The organism is Rhizobium sp. NLR22b, from assembly GCF_019685295.1.
In the GTDB taxonomy this organism is placed as follows: domain Bacteria; phylum Pseudomonadota; class Alphaproteobacteria; order Rhizobiales; family Rhizobiaceae; genus Rhizobium.
On sequence record NZ_JABDWM010000009.1, the window covers coordinates 59,684 to 79,829 of the forward strand.

Annotated in this window: 17 protein-coding genes; 2 read left to right on the forward strand and 15 right to left on the reverse strand. The window is 61.9% G+C overall.

The features are described from left to right. Positions 1-11 precede the first annotated feature (11 nt). Entirely contained in the window at positions 12-2,117 is a 2,106-nt protein-coding gene (gene recG, locus HJC00_RS16160) for an ATP-dependent DNA helicase RecG (RefSeq protein WP_210631382.1), read from the forward strand. Here recG and HJC00_RS16165 read toward each other — a convergent pair. The 14 genes from HJC00_RS16165 to pcsA form a co-directional block, all read right to left on the reverse strand. Continuing rightward, the gene (locus HJC00_RS16165; protein WP_210631383.1) at positions 2,114-2,821 is read right to left on the reverse strand and encodes a DUF502 domain-containing protein; all 708 of its coding nucleotides are present in this window, start codon (positions 2,819-2,821) and stop codon (positions 2,114-2,116) included. The two genes, recG and HJC00_RS16165, sit on opposite strands and share 4 nt — an antisense overlap. A 133-nt stretch (positions 2,822-2,954) precedes the next feature. Beyond that, complete coding sequence (gene glmS, locus HJC00_RS16170) at positions 2,955-4,781, reverse strand: glutamine--fructose-6-phosphate transaminase (isomerizing) (RefSeq protein WP_221146600.1); 1,827 nt, start codon at positions 4,779-4,781, stop codon at positions 2,955-2,957. A gap of 108 nt (positions 4,782-4,889) precedes the next feature. Then, positions 4,890-6,251, reverse strand: coding sequence for a bifunctional UDP-N-acetylglucosamine diphosphorylase/glucosamine-1-phosphate N-acetyltransferase GlmU (glmU, locus tag HJC00_RS16175; RefSeq protein ID WP_221146599.1), 1,362 nt, complete (start codon positions 6,249-6,251; stop codon positions 4,890-4,892). 83 nt (positions 6,252-6,334) lie between these two features. Continuing rightward, a complete protein-coding gene (locus HJC00_RS16180; protein ID WP_221164353.1) occupies positions 6,335-7,111 on the reverse strand; it encodes a FadR/GntR family transcriptional regulator in 777 nt (258 codons plus the stop codon). A 14-nt stretch (positions 7,112-7,125) separates the two neighbouring features. Next, positions 7,126-8,094, reverse strand: a complete 969-nt coding sequence (gene yjfF, locus HJC00_RS16185; RefSeq protein ID WP_011425356.1) for a galactofuranose ABC transporter, permease protein YjfF — start codon at positions 8,092-8,094, stop codon at positions 7,126-7,128. Positions 8,095-8,099: 5 nt separating this feature from the next. Next, entirely contained in the window at positions 8,100-9,104 is a 1,005-nt protein-coding gene (locus HJC00_RS16190; RefSeq protein WP_210631386.1) for an ABC transporter permease, read from the reverse strand. Next, positions 9,101-10,624, reverse strand: coding sequence for a galactofuranose ABC transporter, ATP-binding protein YtfR (gene ytfR / locus HJC00_RS16195; protein WP_221146597.1), 1,524 nt, complete (start codon positions 10,622-10,624; stop codon positions 9,101-9,103). The genes HJC00_RS16190 and ytfR overlap by 4 nt, the downstream gene beginning before the upstream one ends. Positions 10,625-10,744: 120 nt before the next feature. After that, the gene (ytfQ, locus tag HJC00_RS16200) at positions 10,745-11,707 is read right to left on the reverse strand and encodes a galactofuranose ABC transporter, galactofuranose-binding protein YtfQ (RefSeq protein WP_168296910.1); all 963 of its coding nucleotides are present in this window, start codon (positions 11,705-11,707) and stop codon (positions 10,745-10,747) included. Between the two features lie 144 nt (positions 11,708-11,851). Next, positions 11,852-12,928, reverse strand: a complete 1,077-nt coding sequence (locus HJC00_RS16205) for a BMP family ABC transporter substrate-binding protein (protein ID WP_221102539.1) — start codon at positions 12,926-12,928, stop codon at positions 11,852-11,854. A 55-nt stretch (positions 12,929-12,983) separates the two neighbouring features. After that, the gene (locus HJC00_RS16210; RefSeq protein WP_221124392.1) at positions 12,984-13,904 is read right to left on the reverse strand and encodes an ABC transporter permease; all 921 of its coding nucleotides are present in this window, start codon (positions 13,902-13,904) and stop codon (positions 12,984-12,986) included. Continuing rightward, positions 13,901-14,986, reverse strand: coding sequence for an ABC transporter permease (locus HJC00_RS16215; RefSeq protein ID WP_210631390.1), 1,086 nt, complete (start codon positions 14,984-14,986; stop codon positions 13,901-13,903). The genes HJC00_RS16210 and HJC00_RS16215 overlap by 4 nt, the downstream gene beginning before the upstream one ends. After that, a complete protein-coding gene (locus HJC00_RS16220; RefSeq protein WP_210631391.1) occupies positions 14,976-16,544 on the reverse strand; it encodes an ABC transporter ATP-binding protein in 1,569 nt (522 codons plus the stop codon). Before HJC00_RS16220 ends, HJC00_RS16215 begins: the two co-directional genes overlap by 11 nt. 39 nt (positions 16,545-16,583) lie before the next feature. Then, positions 16,584-17,564 (reverse strand): quinone oxidoreductase, encoded by a 981-nt coding sequence (locus tag HJC00_RS16225; RefSeq protein WP_221124390.1) that lies wholly within the window; start codon positions 17,562-17,564, stop codon positions 16,584-16,586. A gap of 10 nt (positions 17,565-17,574) precedes the next feature. Continuing rightward, positions 17,575-18,303, reverse strand: coding sequence for a phosphatidylcholine synthase (gene pcsA, locus HJC00_RS16230; protein WP_210631631.1), 729 nt, complete (start codon positions 18,301-18,303; stop codon positions 17,575-17,577). 353 nt (positions 18,304-18,656) lie between these two features. On the opposite strand from pcsA, the gene HJC00_RS16235 reads away from it, so the two are divergent. Next, the gene (locus HJC00_RS16235) at positions 18,657-19,469 is read left to right on the forward strand and encodes a ferredoxin--NADP reductase (RefSeq protein WP_064806129.1); all 813 of its coding nucleotides are present in this window, start codon (positions 18,657-18,659) and stop codon (positions 19,467-19,469) included. Positions 19,470-19,517: 48 nt separating this feature from the next. Here HJC00_RS16235 and HJC00_RS16240 read toward each other — a convergent pair whose 3' ends face one another. Next, positions 19,518-20,132, reverse strand: a complete 615-nt coding sequence (locus HJC00_RS16240) for a GntR family transcriptional regulator (protein ID WP_221155049.1) — start codon at positions 20,130-20,132, stop codon at positions 19,518-19,520. Positions 20,133-20,146 lie beyond the last annotated feature (14 nt).

Consider the following 20,146-nt stretch of genomic DNA (forward strand, 5'->3'; position numbering starts at 1 on the left):
ATTTTGGCCGCATGCGCCCCGCCATTCTCGATCCTCTGTTTTCTCCCGTTTCGGGCCTTCCGGGCGTCGGCCCGAAGATCGCCGAACTGCTGGTTAAGCTGCTCGGGCGCGAGACGGTGGAGGATTGCCGGGTCATCGATCTTCTGTTCCATGCGCCGTTCTCGCTGATCGACCGGCGCAACCAGCCGGGGATCGCCCGCGCGCCACAGGGTGCGATCGTCACGATCACCGCGCGCGTCGACCGACACCAGGTGCCACCGCGGGGCAAAAGCAATGTTCCCTACCGCGTTTTCCTGCATGACGAGACCGGCGAGTTGACGCTGGTCTTCTTCCGCGGCCAGGCGGCATGGCTGGAAAAGCAGCTACCCATCGATGCGGAGGTGACGGTCAGCGGCAAGATTGACTGGTTCAACGGCCGCGCCTCGATGGTGCATCCCGACTATATCGTCAAAGCGGAGGAGACGGAGAGCCTGCCGCTCGTCGAGCCGATCTATCCGCTGACGGCCGGGCTTTCGCCGAAAACGCTGCGAAAGATCATCGACACCGCCCTGCCGCGCTTTCCGGAGATGCCGGAATGGATCGACCTGACGCTGACGCAGAAGCAGGGCCTGCCGACGATCCGTGACAGTTTCCATATGCTGCACGAACCGCGCGATCCATTGGATGTCGATCCGCAGGCCCCTGCCCGAAGGCGGCTCGCCTATGATGAATTTCTGGCCGGCCAGCTGTCGCTCAGCCTGGTGCGCCAGAGGCTGCGCAAAGTGGCGGGCCAGCCGGTGCATGCGACCGGTGCGGTCAGCAGCAAGATCGTGAAGGCGTTGCCCTTCTCGCTCACGTCAAGCCAGAACGATGCGATCGCCGAGATTCTGAACGACATGGCCGGTCACGAGCGCATGCTGCGGCTGTTGCAGGGCGATGTCGGCTCCGGCAAGACGCTGGTGGGGCTGATGGCGATGGCGGCGGTGATCGAGAGCGGCGGCCAGGCGGTGCTGATGGCGCCGACGGAAATCCTGGCGCGGCAGCACCACGCGACCATCTCGAAATTCGCCGCCTCTGCCGGACTCGACATCGAGGTGCTGACCGGGCGCACCAAGGGACGCGAACGGGAGGAAATCCTGGAGCGCATCGCCTCCGGCGCGGCGCAGATCATCATCGGCACACATGCGCTGTTTCAGGAGAGCGTCAGTTACGCAAACCTGATGCTCGCCGTCGTCGACGAGCAGCACCGTTTCGGCGTTCACCAGCGCCTGCGGCTGACGGCAAAGGGCATCTCGCCGCATATGCTTGTGATGACGGCGACGCCGATCCCGCGCACTCTGGTTCTCGCCGCCTTCGGCGACATGGATGTTTCCAAACTCACCGAGAAGCCCGCCGGCCGCAAGCCGATCCAGACGATCACCGTGCCGATGGAGCGGACCGGCGAAATCGTCGGACGGCTGCGGAGCGCGATCGCTGAAGGTAAGAAGGCCTATTGGATTTGCCCGCTGGTCGAAGAATCCGAAGAGCTCGACCTGATGTCGGCAGAGGAGCGGCATGCGACGCTCGTCTCCTCGCTCGGCCCCGATATCGGCCTCATCCATGGCCGTATGAGCGGCGCGGAGAAGGATGCGGCGATGATGGCCTTCAAGAATGGCGAGACCCGTCTTCTCGTCGCCACCACCGTCGTCGAGGTCGGCGTCGACGTGCCGGATGCGACGATCATGGTGATCGAACATGCAGAGCGTTTCGGCCTGGCGCAGCTGCATCAGCTGCGCGGCCGTGTCGGGCGCGGCGACGAGGCCTCGACCTGCATCCTGCTCTATAAGGGACCGCTCGGCGAAACCGGCCATGCCAGGCTGTCGATCATGCGCGAGACGGAGGATGGTTTCCGTATTGCCGAGGAAGACTTGAAACTGCGCGGCGAAGGCGAATTGCTCGGCACCCGCCAATCCGGCACGCCGGGCTTCCGCATTGCCAGCCTCGAGGCGCATGCCGACCTGCTCGAGATCGCCCGCAAGGATGCGGCCTATCTGATCGAGCGCGATCCGGAACTAACCAGCGAAAGAGGACAGGCGATCCGCACCCTGCTCTATCTGTTCCGGCGCGACGAGGCGATCCGATTCCTGAGGGCCGGTTAATCGGCTTTCGAAACCGCCACCGGCTTCGGCCGCGGCAAATGCTTCTGCTTCGGCTCGGACGGTCTATGCTCGGGAGCCACGAGGCCGCCTGATATCAGGTACTTGGCGGCGTCTTCCGGGCTCATATCGAGCATGACGATCTTTTCGCGCGGCACGAAAATGAGGAAACCGGCCGTCGGCACCGGCGTCGGCGGCAGGAAGACGGCCACCATATCCTGACCCATGGCGTTAAACTTCGAGGCAATCTCGCCCTTGGCGTCGGTGGCGACGAAGACCAGCGCCCAAAGGCCGGGACCCGGATACTCGATGAGGCCGACCTTCTTGAAGGAGTTCGACTGTTCTTTCAGCACCGTTTCGAAAATCTGCTTCACGCTTCTGTAGATCGTGCGCACCAACGGCATGCGATGGACGATCGATTCGCCGAACCGGACGATGCTCTGGCCAATCAGGTTCTTGCCGAGAAAGCCGACGACGGTGATCAGCACGACGGCAATCAGCAAGCCGAAGCCGGGAATGGCGAAGTTGAGATAGCTTTCCGGGTTCCAGCGCGCCGGAATATAGGGCCTGACCCAGCTGTCCGACCAATGGATGAAGGTCCAGGTCAACCAGATGGTGATGGCGATCGGCGCGCAGATGATCAGCCCTGCTAGAAAATTGTTCCGCAACCGGGTCGCGACAGGCATTCTGGGGGCATTGTCGGTCATCTCTACTGATGAACTCCATCTCAGTCCTGGACGGGCCGGAACTCCGGCCCTTCCCCCTCGTCCATATGGTAAAATTGCCAGAATTCCAGGCGCCGCACAATATGTTTCGGCGCCAAGATCCGACCTTGCCGGCTTATTCCACAGTCACGGATTTTGCCAGATTGCGGGGCTGATCGACGTCGGTGCCCATGAACACGGCGGTGTGATAGGCGAGCAGCTGGATCGGCAGCGAGAAGATCATCGGCGCGATGATTTCGTCGACGACAGGCAGGATGATCGTCGCCATGGTCGGCAGTTTTGAGGCCGCCGCACCCGCCTCGTCGGTGATAAAGATGATGCGGCCGCCGCGGGCTGCGACCTCCTGCATGTTCGAGACCGTCTTTTCGAAGAAGCGGTCGTAGGGGGCGATGACGATGACAGGCATGTTCTCATCGATCAGCGCGATCGGCCCGTGCTTCAGTTCGCCGGCAGCATAGCCTTCGGCGTGGATATAGGAAATTTCCTTGAGCTTCAGCGCGCCCTCCATGGCGAGCGGGAAGCTGGTGCCGCGGCCGAGGTAGAGCACATCCCTGCATTTCGACAGTTCGCGCGACAGGCTTTCCATCTGCGGCTGGATCAGGTTCAGCACCCGGCTCATGATGCGCGGCATCTCGGCGAGATGGCGCACCAGCGCCCTCTCCTCCTCGGCGCTCACCGTGCCGCGCGCCTTGCCGGCGCCGATCGCCAGCGACGCCAGCACGGCAAGCTGGCAGGTGAAGGCCTTGGTCGAGGCGACGCCGATCTCGGGCCCGGCCATGATCGGGAAGACGGCGTCAGATTCGCGGGCGATCGTCGATTCGCGGACATTGACGACGGCGCCGATCTTCAACCCGTTGTCGCGGCAATAACGCAGCGATGCCAGCGTATCGGCGGTTTCGCCGGACTGGGAGATGAAGAGTGCGGCCTGCGATGGCGAGAGCGGCATTTCGCGGTAGCGGAATTCGGAGGCGACGTCGATCTCAACGGGCAGTCGGGCATAACGCTCGAACCAGTATTTGCCGACAAGGCCGGCGAGATAGGCGGTGCCGCAGGCCGAGATCGCCAAGCCGCTCGCCGCCTTGAAATCGATTACGGCGGCATTGGCGCCGATCGTGTTCTCGGCAAAATCCACGTAATGGCTGAGCGCGTGTGAGATCACCTCCGGCTGCTCGTAGATTTCCTTTTCCATGAAATGGCGGTGATTGCCCTTGTCGACGACATAGGCGGTCGCCTGCGAGATCTGGCGGGCGCGTTTGACCGGCTTTCCGGCAAAATCGAGCACGGCGACGCCTTCCCGCGTGATAACGGCGCAATCGCCATCGGCCAGATAGGTGATCTCGTTGGTGAAGGGCGAAAGCGCGATCGCGTCCGAGCCGAGGAACATCTCGCCGCGGCCATAGCCGACGGCAAGCGGCGGGCCGGAACGGGCGGCCATGATCGTGCCGGGATCGGCTTTGAGCATCACGGCCAGCGCATAGGCACCGGTTACCCGGTTCAGCATCTTCAGCATGGCAGCGCGCGGCTCCAGGCCTTCGCGCAGATATTTCGCCATCAGTTGCGCGACGACCTCGGTATCGGTCTGGGTTACAAAGACCGCGCCCGCTTCGCTCAATTCGTCGCGAAGCTCGGAGAAATTCTCGATGATGCCGTTATGAACGACGGCGACGCCTTCGACGAAATGCGGATGGGCATTTGTCTCGTTCGGCACGCCGTGGGTTGCCCAGCGCGTATGGGCAATACCGACCGTGCCGGGCAGCGGTTCGACGTCGAGGCGCTTTTCCAGGTTGAAGAGCTTGCCCTCGGCGCGGCGGCGATCCATCACCCCCTCGTGGATGGTGGCGACACCGGCAGAATCATAACCGCGATATTCCAAACGCTTCAGCGCATCGACCAGGCGCCCGGCAACAGGCTGAGTTCCGACGATCCCCACAATACCGCACATGCAATATCCCCATAAGCCTCTGATAATGAGGCCACTCCTAACGGTTTCCGCTTATTTCTCAATGGCCTCGACGGTCACTTTCAATTTCCGCCGGTTACGCAAAGCTGCTCAAGCCTTCGCCTTCTTGGCCGCCTTGATGGCGAGCGCGCGCTCGCGCAACAGCGTCGCGCGGCCGGGCTTGATTTCCTGACGAGCGCGTCCGAGCGCCAGCGCATCGGCTGGGACGTTGACGGTGATGACGCTACCGGAGGCGATATAGGCGCCGTCGCCGATCGTCACCGGCGCGACCAGCGAGGAATTGGAGCCGATGAAGGCGTTTTCGCCGATCACCGTCTCGCTCTTGTTGACCCCGTCATAATTGCAGGTGATCGTACCGGCGCCGATGTTGCTGCCGGCGCCGACAACCGCATCGCCGATATAAGTGAGATGGTTGACCTTGGCGCCCTCGCCGATCCGGCCGTTCTTGACCTCGCAGAAATTGCCGACCTTCGATCCCATGGCGAGATCGGCACCCGGCCGCAGCCGCGCAAAGGGGCCGACGGTCGCGCCTTCACTGACATGCGCGCCTTCGATATGCGAGAAGGCATGAATGATGGCGCCGCTGTTGATCACCGCGCCGGGGCCGAAGACGACGTTCGGCTCGATCAGCGCATCCTGGCCGATGACAGTGTCGTAGGAGAGGAACACCGTTTCCGGCGCAATCATCGTAACGCCTGACAGCATCATTTCGCGCCGGCGACGTTCCTGCCAGAAGCGTTCGATGACGGCGAGTTCGGCACGGTTGTTGCAGCCGGTCATCTCGATTTCAGGCGCGTCGACGGCGGTGACGCGGCCGCCGAGCGAACGGGCGATCTCGACGAGATCGGTCAGATAGAATTCGCCCTTGGCATTGGCATTGCCGATGCGCGAGAGCAGGTCGAGTGCCTTGCGGCCGTTGATCGCCATTAGTCCGCTGTTGCACCATGTCACAGTGCGTTCGGCGTCGGTGGCGTCCTTCTCCTCCCGGATCGCGATGAGTTCGCCGTCCTTGACGAGCAGGCGGCCATAGCCGGTCGGTCTGTCGGTATGGAAACCGATGACGACCACGTCGCTGCCTTCCGCGAGTCCCTGACGGGCGGCCTTGAGCGGCCCCTCGGTCTGCAGCGGCACGTCACCATAGGTAACGAGGATATCGTCATAGCCCTTGGCGATGGCCTCGCGCGCTGCCAGCACCGCATGGCCGGTGCCGAGGCGCTGCTGCTGCAGATAGGCTTCGATCCCGACGCCGTCGATGCTTGCGGCCTTTGCCACCTCCTCGGCGTTGCGGCCGACGACGAGGGCGACGGAGGAGATGCCGGCGGAGGAGACCGCCTCGACGACATGGGCGATCATCGGACGGCCGGCGACCGGATGCAGCACTTTCGATTTTGAGGATTTCATCCGCGTGCTGTCACCGGCGGCAAGGATGACGGCAAGACAAGTACGTTCCATGATCTGCTCCGCGAATCCGCGCGATGAGGCGGCTTTTCTGCCTCATACTGCATAATTCCTGAAATCGGAAATCGATTTCAGGACTAGATTGCGGGCGAAATCGGTCCCAGGACGACAGGAGAGCCGTGGGCCGCGAAAGCTTCGTGCACGTGATCACGGCCGTCGACGATGACGACTTCCATCGCACGCCGCGCCGCGGCGCTGTCGCCGGAAACGATGGCATCGACGATGCGCATATGGGTATCGGCGATATTGGCGAACCCGTTTTCGGAGGGCGGCGTGCTGATGCGGAACATGCCGACCAGAGCCGCTTCGATGAGGCTGCCGAGGGTGCGCATGAAGGGATTGTGCGAGGCTTCGGCGATCGCCAGGTGAAAGCGCAGGTCGGCGAGCGCCAGGCTGTCGGCCGTATGCCCGCTCGCCGCCATTTCCTGCGCCAGTTCGCGAAGCGTCACGATCTCTTCGGCGCTGGCGCGCTCGGCGACCAGACCGGCGGCGAAGGGTTCGACGGCAAGGCGGATATCGTAAAGCTGCAGCAGGAATTCTTCCGTCACACCATTGTCGAAGTGCCAGGCGATGATTTCGCTGTCGAACATGTTCCAGAGGTTCTTCTCGGTCACCCGCGTGCCGACCCGCGCCTTGGCGACGACCATGCCCTTGGCGGCGAGCGTCTTCATCGTTTCACGCAAGACTGTGCGCGATACCTTGAAGCGCTGCGCCAGTTCCGTATCGCCCGGCAGGATCGAACCGACCGGATAGGTGCCGGCGACGATCGCCTTGCCGAGCTCGTCGACCACCTGTGCATGGCTCGTCCGGGTTCGGCGCCCCGTCTTGCGTGTCTCGATGAATTTGTTGCGCAAGCGAGCCGCCCCCCTCAGGCATACCTCTTGTTCAGGCTGGAAAGGAACAGGATCGCCTTCTGCATCAAAATGAATGCAAACAGCAGCAGGCCGATCAGAATCTTCGTCCACCAGCTCGACAGCGTGCCGTCGAAGGTGATGTAGGTCTGAATGAGCCCCTGGATCAGAATCCCGATCAAGGTTCCCGCCACGAAGCCCGCTCCTCCGGTCAGCAGCGTCCCCCCAATGACCACTGCAGCGATGGCGTCAAGTTCGACGCCGACTGCAGCAAGAGAATATCCGGCAGATGTGTACAGCGAAAAAACGATTCCGGATAGACCGGCGAGAAAACCCGACAGCGCATAGATCTGAATCGTGGTGCGGCCGACCGGCACGCCCATCAGACGCGCCGTCTGCGGCCCGCCGCCGAGCGCGTAGACGTTGGTGCCGAAGCGGGTACGGTGGGCGATGAAGATGCCGGCGGCAAAGACCAGAAGCATGACGGCGCCGATCAGCGTCAGCCGTCCGCCTCCGGGCAGCCGCCAATAGAGGCTCGTCAGCGTCGAATAATAGTCGTGGTTGATCGGAATGCTGTCGATCGACAGCACGAAGGCGATACCGCGCGCCAGGAACATGCCGGCGAGCGTGACGATGAAAGCCGGCATTTCGAGGTAATGGATGATCGCGCCCATGATGGCGCCGAAGGCGGTGGTGATGACAAGCACCAGCGCGAACGCAAGCAGCGGATGGATCGAGGTGTTCTGCAGGATCACCGCGAGGAAGACGCCGGTGAAGGCGATGATCGAACCGATCGACAGATCGATGCCACCGGAGATGATAACGAAGGTCATGCCGACGGCGGCAATGCCGAGAAAGGCATTATCCGTCAGAAGATTGCCGATGACGCGCGTCGACAGCATGTTCGGATATTGCAGCGTGCAGCCGGCATAGGCGAGCACGAAGATGACGATGGTCGCGAGCAGCGGCAGATATTTGGAGTTCATTTCGGCTACTCCCTTCCGCCCTGCCGGCGGCTGGCGAAGATGGCGAACGATTGCACCGCCGGCGACTGAATGACGAGGATCACGATGATGATGACCGCCTTGATGATCAGGTTGAACTCGGGCGGGAATCCGGAAGACAGGATGCCGGTATTCACAGCCTGGATGATCATCGCGCCGATCAGCGACCCGACAATACTGAATCTTCCGCCGAGCAGCGAATTGCCGCCGACGACGACGGCGAGGATAGCATCAAGCTCCAGCCAGAGACCGGCGTTGTTGGCATCGGCGCCCTTGATGTCGGCCGCGACGATAATGCCCGCGATCGAGGCGCAGAGCCCGCTCAGCATATAGACCGCCATCAGCAGCACCGGCGTTTGAATGCCGGAGAGCGTGCTGGCGCGGCGGTTGATGCCGACGGCCTCGAGCAGCATGCCGAGCGCGGTGCGGCGAACGAGCAGGATGACGAGCAGGCCGACGAGCAGCCAGATGACAACCGGCATCGGCAGGAGCGCCATCGAGCCGCTGCCGAAGAAGATCAGGCCGTCATCGTTGAAGGTCAGGATCGCGCCTTCGGTGATGAGCTGGGCGATGCCGCGGCCGGCGACCATCAGCACCAGTGTGGCGATGATCGGCTGGATGTTGAGGATCGCCACCAGGAAACCATTCCAGACGCCGCAGGCAAGCCCGATCGTCAGTGTCAGGAGAATTGTGTAAGCGACTGAATTTCCGGACACGATCGACGATGCAGCGACGGCGCCGCAAATGGCGATGACCGCGCCGACGGAAAGGTCGATGCCCTTGGTGGCAATCACCAGTGTCATGCCGATCGCCAACAAAGCCACCGGCGCGCCGCGATTGAGCACATCGATCAGGCTGCCATACAGGCGACCGTTTTGAACAACGACATTAAAAAACTGCGGCGACGTTATGAAATTCAACAGAAGAATGACAACGAGCGCGATCAGTTGCGGCGCCAGGCGATAGGCCAGCGCATTGCGAGAGGACTTCATGCATCCTCCTTCTTGTGCTCGGCGGCGGCGATGGCATCGACAATGCCGGCTGCGGTGATGCGCTCGCCCGTCAATTCGGCGATATGCTGCCTGTCGCGAAGCACGATGACACGTGAACTATAGGCGACAAGCTCTTCAAGTTCCGAGGAAATTACGATCAATGACATGCCTTCGGCGCAGAGCTGTTCGATGAGCCGGATGATCTCGGCATGGGCGCCGACATCGATGCCGCGGGTCGGCTCGTCGAGGATGAGAAATTTGGGATTGGTCGCCAGCCAGCGGGCAAGGATCGCCTTCTGCTGATTGCCGCCGGAAAGCAGACGGATCGGCTTTTCGCGGTCGGTGGTGCGGATGTCGAGCGCCTTGATGTAGCGGTCGGCGAGCGCATTCTGCTCGGCGCGCGACAGAGGCCGGGTCCAGCCGCGGCGGGCCTGCAGCGCCAGCGCGATATTTTCCCGGATCGACAGGTCGCCGACGATGCCATCGGTCTTGCGATCCTCGGGGCAGAAGCCGAAACCCTTCTCGATTGCAGCGCGCGGGCTGGAAAGGGTGACGGGCTGGCCGTCGATCGTCGCGCTGCCGCTGTCGGCATGTTCGACGCCGAACAACAATTCGGCGGTTTCGGTGCGCCCGGAGCCGAGCAGCCCGGCTACGCCGACCACCTCGCCGGCGCGGACATCGAGATCAAAGGGCTTGACCTTGCCGCGTTTGCCGTAGCCGGAAAAGCGATACCGGACCTCGCCGGCTGCAATGCTGCGCTCCCCGACCGCCTCTTCAGCCTGGGCGAGTTCGCGGCCGAGCATCATGGCGATCAGGCCCTGGCGCGGCAGTTCGGCGGCGTCGCGGGTGCCGACGAGCTTGCCGTTGCGCAGCACGGTGATGCGATCGCTGATCGCATAGACCTGCTCGAGGAAATGGGTGATGAAGACGATGCCGAGCCCGCGTTTCTTCAGGTCCCCGATGATGCGGAAGAGCAGCGCCACTTCCTGGTTGTCGAGGCTCGCCGTCGGCTCGTCCAATATCAGCACCTTGCCGGAGAGATCGACGGCGCGGGCGATGGCGACGACCTGCTGGACGGCGACGGAGAAACGTCCGAGTTCGGCGGTGACGTCAATATCGATGCCGTAGCCGGCAAGCAGTTCGCGCGCCTTGCGGTTCATCGCGCGCACGTCGGTCATGCCGAAACGCCTCGGCTGGCGTCCGAGAAAGAGGTTTTCGGCGACACTCAGATTGGCGAGGAGGTTGACCTCCTGATAGACGGTGCCGATACCCAGCTTCTGGGCGGCGAGCGTATTGGCCGGATTGATTTCCTCGCCATCGAGCATCAGGCTGCCGCCATCGCGATGATAGGCGCCCGTGATGCACTTGATCAGCGTCGATTTGCCGGCGCCGTTTTCGCCGAGAAGCGCATGGACCTCACCGCGGCGTAGCGTGAAATCAACCTTGTCCAAGGCGACAGCGCCGGGAAAAAACTTGGATATGGCCGAGGCTGCGAGAATATTCTCGTTATTGTGAACCATGAGGGCTGCTGTGTCCTGATATTTGCGCCGTGCGCCCGCACCAAGACCGGGCTGACGCCCGATCCGGCACCGGCAGTTCCGCACCGGCCCATTATGAGCCAGTGCGGTTCCAGGTTCAAATCAGTAGCCCTGGCCCTTCTTCTCTTCGTAGACCTTCATCGGCTCGTCGGCAGGCGTGTAGAGCTTGGACTCGGTCTGGATCCACTTCGGCGGGGCCTTCTTGTCCTTCAGATAGGCTTCGAGGGCATCGAAGGCGGGGCCGGCCATGTTCGGCGTCAGCTCGACGGTGGCATTGGACTCGCCTTCGGACATCGCCTTGAAGATATCCGGAACGGCGTCGATGGAGACGACGAGGATATCCTTGCCGGGCTTCAGGCCGGCTTCCTTGATCGCCTGGATGGCGCCGACAGCCATGTCGTCGTTATGAGCATAGAGAGCGCAGATATCCTTGCCGCCATTCTCAGCCTTCAGGAAGCTTTCCATGACTTCCTTGCCCTTGGTGCGAGTGAAGTCACCGGTCTGGCTGCGAACGATCTTGAGGTTGTCATGGCCGGCGAGAGCCTCTTCGAAGCCCTTCTTGCGGGCGATCGCCGGCGACGAACCGGTTGTGCCCTGCAGTTCGACGACGTTGCACTTCTTGTCGCCGACGGTCTTCACCAGGAAGTCGCCTGCGACCTTGCCTTCGTGAACGAGATCCGACGTAACGGCCGTCAGGTACAGATCGTCCGGAGCCTTGATGGTGCGGTCGAGAAGGATGACCGGGATCTTGGCTTCCTTGGCTTCCTTCAGAACGTCGTCCCAGCCGGTTTCAACAACCGGAGCGATCAGAATGGCATCAACGCCCTGAGCAATGAAGGAGCGCAAAGCCTTGATCTGATTTTCCTGCTTCTGCTGCGCATCGGCAAACTTCAGATCGATGCCGCGCTTCTTGGCCTGTTCCTTGGTGACGGTGGTTTCAGCCGCACGCCAGCCCGATTCCGAGCCGATCTGCGAGAAGCCAACGGTCAAGCCGCCGGCCGAAGCCGAACCGAACATGCAGGCAGCCAAAATCGTGGCACTCAAAAGTGCAGTCTTCAATTTCATGATATCCTCCCAATGCCGCTCCTTCGCGGCGCAGGGTCAAAAAATCATATAGTATTACTTTTGTAAATCGCTTTTTTTAACGTTACAGAAGAAAAAAAGGGCGCCCGCCAGGACGCCCTTGAAAGTTGCAGAAAGCCTGCGGAATTATTGCGCCGGCAGCTTGTCGTCGACGCCTTCGACATAGAAGTTCATGCCGAGCAGCGTGGCGTCATCTGCCTTCTCGCCGGCCTTCAGCCAGGGCGTGCCGTCCTGCTTGTTGATCGGGCCGGTGAAGGGATGCAGCTCGCCCGACTTGATCTTGGCTTCGGTTTCCTCGGCCATCTTCTTCACGTCGTCAGGCATGTTGGTGTAGGGTGCCATCTTCAGGATGCCGTCTTTCAGGCCGTCCCAGCTCTGTTCGGACTTCCAGGTGCCGTCCAGGAGCGCGTGAACACGTTTGGAGTAGTAGGCGCCCCAGGTGTCGACGATCGCCGTCAGCTGCGCCTTCGGGCCGGCTGCGATCATGTCGGACGCCTGACCGAAGGCATGGATACCGCGTTCTTCGGCAACCTGCATCGGCGCTGTCGTATCGGTGTGCTGCGTCAAGACGTCGACCCCCTGGTCGACCATCGCCTTGGCCGCATCGGCTTCCTTGCCGGGGTCGAACCAGGTATTGACCCAGATGACCTTCAGCTTGAAGCTGGGGTCGACCGACTTGGCGCCCTGCTCGAAGGAGTTGATGCCCATGACCACTTCGGGGATCGGGAAGGAGGCGATGTAGGCGGCGCCGTGATTCTTCGAGGTCTTGGCGGCGATCTGGCCGAGGATATAGCGGCCTTCATAGAATCGCGAGTTGTAAGTCGCGAGATTCGGGCCGGTCTTGTAGCCGGTGCCATGCTCGAACTTGACCTTCGGGAACTTGGCGGCGACCTTCACCGTCGCATCCATGAAGCCGAAGGACGTCGTGAAGATCAGCTTGCAGCCGGACCGGGCCAGACGCTCGATGGCGCGCTCGGCGTCCGGGCCTTCCGGCACGTTCTCGAGATAAGGCGTTTCGATCTTGTCGCCGAATTCGGCCTGGACCTGCTGGCGGCCGAGATCGTGGGCCTGCGAATAGCCGCCATCGGTGTGCGAACCGACATAGACGAAGCAGACCTTCGTCTTGTCCGCGGCCTGAGCGGCGGAGGAAATGCCGATCACGGCAGCAGCCGAGGCGGCGAGTGCGAATGCGAACTTCTTCATGGTTACCCCTGTTGGTTTGAAGTTATTCCGGAAACCCGTCTTTGATCTTGTTGCTTTATCGCTCCGGCACGAAGGCTTTTCCGAGCGACGCGGGCGTGTTGATCAACGTCGTGCGCCGATTATGGGAAATGATGATGAGAACCACAATAGTCGCGGCATAGGGCAGCATCGAAAGGAACTGCGCGGGTATCCCGAGACCGAAGGCCTGTGCGTGCAGCTGCAATATGGTCACCGCGCCGAAGAGATAACCGCCGGCAAAAACCCGCCATGGACGCCAGGAGGCGAAAACGACAAGCGCCAGGGTGATCCAGCCGCGGCCGGCCGACATGTTCTCCGCCCATTGCGGCGTGTAGACGAGCGAGAGCTGCGCGCCGGCAAGACCGGCGCAGGCGCCACCGAACATCACCGCAAAATAGCGCGTGCGGATGACACCGATGCCGAGCGCATGGGCCGACATATGACTGTCGCCGATCGCTCTCAGTTTCAGCCCGGCCCGGCTGCGGAACAGGAACCAGCTGACGCCGATCACAAGCGCAATCGACAGGTAGAAGATCAGATCCTGCCTGAACAGAACATGGCCGATAACAGGAATATCGGACAGGACGGGAATGACGATCTCTTCGAGGCGAATGCCGGGAACGCTGACATAGGGCTCACCGAGCATGCCGGATGCGCCGAGGCCGAGAAGGGTAAGCGCCAGTCCCGTCGCCACCTGGTTGGCCACCAGCGTCAGCGTCAGGAAGGCGAACAGCAGCGAGAACAGCGCACCCGCCACTATGCCGCAGATGATCCCGACATAGGGCGAGCCCGACGTTTGCGCGCCGGCAAAAGCGGCGACCGCGCCCATGATCATCATGCCTTCAACGCCGAGATTGAGAACGCCGGAGCGTTCCGCTACCAGTTCGCCGAGCGCGGCGATGACGAGCGGCGTCGAGGCAGTGATGACGGTCAGCAGAATGGCTTCAAAAATGCTCATGCCGCACCGCTCCTCAGCCGCGACCAGACGATACGGACTTTGTAGTAGATCAGTGTATCGCAGGAGAGCACGAAAAAGAGCAGCAGCCCCTGGAAGACGCGGGTGACCTTGTCGGAGACGCCGAGCGACAGCTGCGCCGCCTCGCCGCCGAGATAGGTCAGCGCCAGCACCAGGCCGGACGCGATGATGCCGAGCGGATTGAGCCGGCCGAGGAAGGCGACAATGATGGCGGTGAAGCCGTAGCCCGGAGAGATCGCCGGCTGCAGATGGCCGATTGAGCCGGAGACCTCTGATATCCCGGCAAGGCCGGCAAGCGCGCCCGAGAACAGAAAGCTGAACCAGATCATCTTCTTCGATGAGAAGCCGGCAAAGCGCCCTGCCCGCTCCGACTGGCCGAGCACCACGATCTCGAAACCTTTCAGCGTATAACGCAGCATGAACCAGACGCCGATCGCCGCGATGATGGCGAAGATGAAGGCCCAATGGGCCCGGCCCGATTCCTCCCAGATCGCCGGCAGCACCGCTTCCGGCGCGAAATCCCGCGACACCGGGAAGTTGAAGCCCTGCGGATCGCGCCAGGCGCCGCGCACCAGCCAATCGAGGAAGAGCTGGGCGATATAGACCAGCATCAGCGATGTCAGGATCTCATTGGTGTTGAAATGGGCCTTCAACAGCGCCGGAATGGCGGCAAAAAGCGCGCCACCAAGCGCTCCGAGCAGCAGCATCAGCGGCAGGACGAGCGGCGAATGCCAGTCGTAAAAGACAATCGGCAGGTAGGAGCCGGTGATGGCGCCAATGGTGAACTGCCCCTCGGCGCCGATATTCCAGTTGTTCGAGCGGTAGCTGACGGCAAGGCCAACGGCGATCAGGATCAGCGGTGCTGCCTTGATCGCCAGCTCGTGCAGCGACCAGACCTCGAGTAGCGGCTCGACGAAGAATGCATCGAGCGCCTCGACGGGGTTTTTGCCGAGCATAGCGAACATGACGGCGCCGAGGGCGAGCGTCAGGGCAAGGGCCAGGAGCGGCGAGACGAAGGCGAAGAGCTTCGAGACGTCGGGACGTTTTTCCAGTTCAATGCGCATGGGCAGTCTCCGCGGCCGAGCTGCCTTCATGCAGGCCGCCCATCAGCAGGCCGATCTTTTCGCGGGTGAGTTCGCCGGCCGGATAGGGCCGGGAAAGGCGCCCCTCGGAGATGACAGCGATATCGGTTGCCACTTCGAAGATTTCGTCGAGGTCCTGGCTGATGACGACGACGGCGGAGCCGGCCTTTGCAAGATCGACCAGCGCCTGGCGAATGCGGCTTGCGGCCCCCGCATCGACGCCCCAGGTCGGCTGGTTGACGACGAGGACGGCCGGCTGGCGGTCGAGCTCGCGGCCGACGATGAATTTCTGCAGATTGCCGCCGGAGAGCGAACCGGCGGCGGGATCGTCACCGCTCTTGCGGACATCCATTGCTTCGGAAATGCGCCGCGCCGCAGATTTTACCGCGCCCTGCCTGATGATGCCGAGCACGCCCAGAAAGGCCTTGCGATCCGACTGGCTGCGGGCCAGCACCAGATTGTCGGACAGCTTCATGGCGGAAACGGCGGCGTGCCCGTGCCGCTCCTCCGGCACGAAACCGGCGCCGAGCAGGCGACGGGCGGTAATGCCCTGAGTGCCCACCGGCTTCTTGCGGATGATGATCGCTTCGGCTGAGGCAACCGGATATTCACCGGACAGCGCGTCGAACAGCTCGCTCTGGCCGTTGCCAGCGACGCCGGCAATCGCGAGGATTTCGCCCGATCGCACCGTCATGGAGACATCGCGCAGCGGCATGGCAAAAGGCGTGCGCGCGGAAACCGACAGGTTGGTAACGGCAAGCTGCACCTCGCCCCTGTCGCTGCGCTCGGGATGGGTGACGGTCGCCACCTCGCTGCCGACCATCATGCGGGCGAGCGAGGCCGGCGTTTCCTGCCTGGGATCACAGGCGCCGGTCACCCGGCCATGGCGCAGCACGGTGGCGCGATCGCAGATGCGCTGCACCTCCTCCAGACGATGGCTGATATAAAGAACCGAACGGCCCTCGGCGCGCAACTTGAACAGCGTCTCGAACAGCCTGTCGGCCTCTTGCGGCGTCAGCACCGAGGTCGGCTCGTCGAGAATGATGAGCTTCGGGTTCTGCAGTAGCGCGCGGACGATCTCGATGCGCTGGCGCTCGCCGACGGAGAGATCGGCGACATGGGCATGCGGATCGAGCGGCAGGCCGTAGGCGATCGACAGCGCCCTCGCCTCCTCGGCGATCCGATCGATCGGAATGGCGTCATCGAGCGACAGCGCGATGTTTTCGGCCACTGTCAGGGCCTCGAACAGCGAGAAATGCTGAAAAACCATGCCGATGCCCTGCTTGCGGGCTTCGCCCGGAGAGGCGATGACGACAGGGCTTCCTTCCCACAGGATCTGCCCGTGCGTCGGCTCCAGCACGCCGAACAGCATCTTGACCAATGTGGATTTGCCTGCGCCATTTTCGCCGAGAAGCGCATGAATCTCGCCCGGCGCAATGTCGAGATCGATGTCATTGCAGGCGGCAAAGCCACCGAAAAACTTCGTCAGCTTCTGGACGGACAACAACGCACCGGGATCCGGCACATTCAATGCAGACACGTTCCCCTCATTTCTTTTGCCGACCGGTCCGTTCGGATCTCATGGAATCAGCAGCGTCGTTCCTGTTGTTTTTCTTGCTTCCAGATCCGCGTGAGCTCGCCCAACCTCACGCAGCGGATAGGTTTGGTTGACATTGATACGCACTTTGTTGCTTTGCACAACATCAAATAGCGCCTTTGCACTGTCGTCCAATTCCCCCCGCGTGGCGATATAGGTGAAGAGCGTCGGGCGAGTCGCAAAGAGCGATCCCCTCTGAGCCAGCATGGCGAGGGTGAAATTCTCGATCGGCCCGGAAGACTGTCCGAAGGAGGCAAAAAGGCCGCGCGGCTTCAGGCAATCGAGCGACTGTGGAAAAGTATCGCGGCCGATCGAATCATAGACGACATCGACGCCCTTGCCGCCCGTTATATCGCGGACGCGCCCGACGAAATCCTCGCTCTTGTAGTTGATCACATGGTCGTAGCCGTGGGCCAGCGCCAGCTTGATCTTGTCCTCCGAGCCCGCCGTGCCGATAACCGTGGCACCGAGCGCCTTCGCCCACTGGCCGGCGATCAGGCCGACGCCGCCGGCGGCGGCATGGAACAGCAGAACCGTCTGATGGCCCACCTTGAACGTGCGGTTCAGGAGATATTCGGCGGTCATGCCCTTCAGCATCATCGCCGCCGCCATTTCCAGCTCGATGCCGTCCGGCACATGCACCAGATGGCGCGCCTCGATATTGCGCTCGACGCTATAGGCGCCGTCAGCGCTGGCATAGGCGACACGATCGCCAAGCTTGAAATCGGCAACATCAGGTCCGACCGCCGTCACGATTCCGGCGCCCTCCTTGCCGGTGACAAATGGAAGGTGCGGCACCTTATAGGAACCGTTGCGAAAGTAGACATCGATGAAGTTGAGGCCGATCGCCGCCTGCCGGATCTGCACCTCGCCTGTCACGGGTGGCGGAAGATCGATTTCGACGTAGTCGAAAACATCAGGTCCGCCCGTCTGCGAGAATGAAATCGCATGCGTCTTCGTCATATTGCCTGTCCTAAGCTTCGCGTCCAAGGGAGGGGAAGAATTGCAGCACCGCGCCGATGACGTAAAGATAGAGCCCGGTCACGATAAAGAGAATGAGCGCCCATTCCGGCATCTCGAAATGCATCAGCAGCGAATAGACGCCGAGCGCCGACCACAGGAAAAAGACGCCGAGATTGAGCGGGCGCAACCTTTTGACGCGGACGGGATGGAGGAAATTGATCGGCAGGAAGGTCAGCACCACCGAAATCGTCACGACGACTAGCGCCGTCGTGGCGCTCGCATCGATGACGAACAGCGTGAAGACGATCATGTTCCAGACGACGGGAAAGCCGGAGAAGAAATACTCCTCGGTCTTCATGCCCATATCGGCATAATAGATGGCGCTAGAGACGACGATCATGCCGGCTGCGACGAAGGACCAGGGCTCGCCGATCATGCCGCTCTGATAGAGGGCGAAGGCCGGCAGCAGCACATAGGTGACGTAATCGATGATATTGTCGAGCGTATCGCCGGACCAGTTCGGCAGCACTTCTTTGACCCGCACCTTGCGGGCAATCGGCCCGTCAATGCCGTCGACCAGAAGCGCCAGACCCAGCCACCAGAACATGTCGATGAAGCGATGCTCGGCCGCGGCGACGACGCCGAGAAAGGCAAGGAACGAGCCGGACGCCGTCAGGATATGGACGGAAAAGGCGCGCATCTCGGCGTAAGGAACACGCTTGTAGTTGAAGATCTTCATAGTCCCCCGACCGCTTGTCGCGCTCGCCCCGGCAAGCGTGTATTTTTTCGCCATCATCACCGGACCCTGCTCCTGAATCGGGCTGGGTTCGACGCCGTAGGTCTTTGTTGTCGCACCGCTTTTGCCGAAAATCAGCATTCGGCTGCGGTCCGCCGCTCTAATATGCATCCTTTGCCCGGCTTCGCCAGCGGGAAATATGACATTCGCCGCTCGCCATTGAATCCTGACCATGACATGCATATTTCCCTTCTGAAGCGTCGCGTGGAATGGAATGCCTTTAATTCCGGCCGGATTTGTAATATCTCGCTCCCAATCCGACAGTTCATCCGACGAATACGGGATCCGCTACCGAAATGAACGCGCCTGCAAAGACCGAAGACTTCGCCTCGTCCATCCCCGCCGGCGTCTATGCCGAGACGGTGCTGAGCGTGACGCATTACACCGACCGGCTCTTCCGCTTCACGATGACCCGGCCGCAGGGCTTCCGTTTCCGTTCCGGCGAATTCGCGATGATCGGGCTGATGGTCGAGGGCAAGCCGGTCTTCCGTGCCTATTCGATCGCCAGCCCAGCATGGGCCGAGGAGCTTGAATTCTTCTCGATCAAGGTGCCGGACGGTCCCCTCACCTCTCATCTGCAGGCGATCAAGCCCGGCGATCAGGTGCTGATGCGCAAGAAGCCGACGGGCACGCTGGTGCTCGACGCGCTGACCCCTGGCCGCCGTCTCTACATGTTCTCGACCGGAACCGGTGTTGCGCCGTTCGCCAGCCTGATCCGCGACCCCGAGACCTATGAAAAGTTCGAGGAAGTCATCCTCACTCACACGACGCGCGACGTCGCCGAGCTGAAATATGGCTTCGATCTCGTGCACGAGATCCAGAATGACGAACTGCTGAAGGAAGTGGTCGGCGACAAGCTGCGCCATTACGCGACCGTCACGCGCGAGGATTTCGAATATCGTGGCCGCATCACCGACCTGATCTCGTCGGGCAAGCTGTTTACCGATCTCGGCGTTCCGCCGCTCGATCCGGCAATCGACCGCGGCATGATCTGCGGCTCCTCGGCCATGCTGAAGGATACCAAGGAACTGCTCGAAAAGGCTGGCCTCAATGAAGGCGCCAACAGCAAGCCCGCCGAATTCGTCATCGAACGCGCTTTCGTCGGCTGACACTCTTTCAACGATCAAATGCAAGCGGCTCCGGAAACGGGGCCGTTTTTATTTGCGGGCGAGATAGTCGATCAGCACCGCCATCGCCCCACGCGCCTCATCCGGCCTGCCCTGCCGAATGGCGCGGATGACGGCGACATGCAGCGCGATGGCGCGGTCCATGCGCTCGGGGCTTGCTGTGGAATACCAGAGGCGGCGCGCATGCGCCTGCACCGGACCGAGTGCGGCCATGATGAAGCCGTTCGGGCACGCGTTCTCGAGAATTTCGTCAAAGGCCTTGTCGGCGGCGAAGAAGCCGGTGAGATCGCCGGTCACGACGCATTTCTCCATCGCGTCGGCGCAATCGCTGAGGCGCTCACGATGTTCGTCCGTGGCATGCTCGGCAACCAGGCTTGCCGCAATCGGCTCCAGCTCGCGGCGGACCTGCATGACATTGCCATGATCCTCCGGTGCGATCTCGGCAACCTGCAGCCCAACCCGCGGCTTCACCAGGATCAGCCCCTGCCAGGCGAGCTTCTGAATCGCCTCGCGCACCGGCGTGCGCCCGCGGCCCGCCATATCGATCAGCTGCTTTTCGGTGACAAGTGCGCCAGGCTTCAGCGCCAGCGTAACGATCAGGTGCTCGAGTGCTAGATAGGCAAGGTGGCTTTGTGACGTCTGCACTGCCGATAATCCCG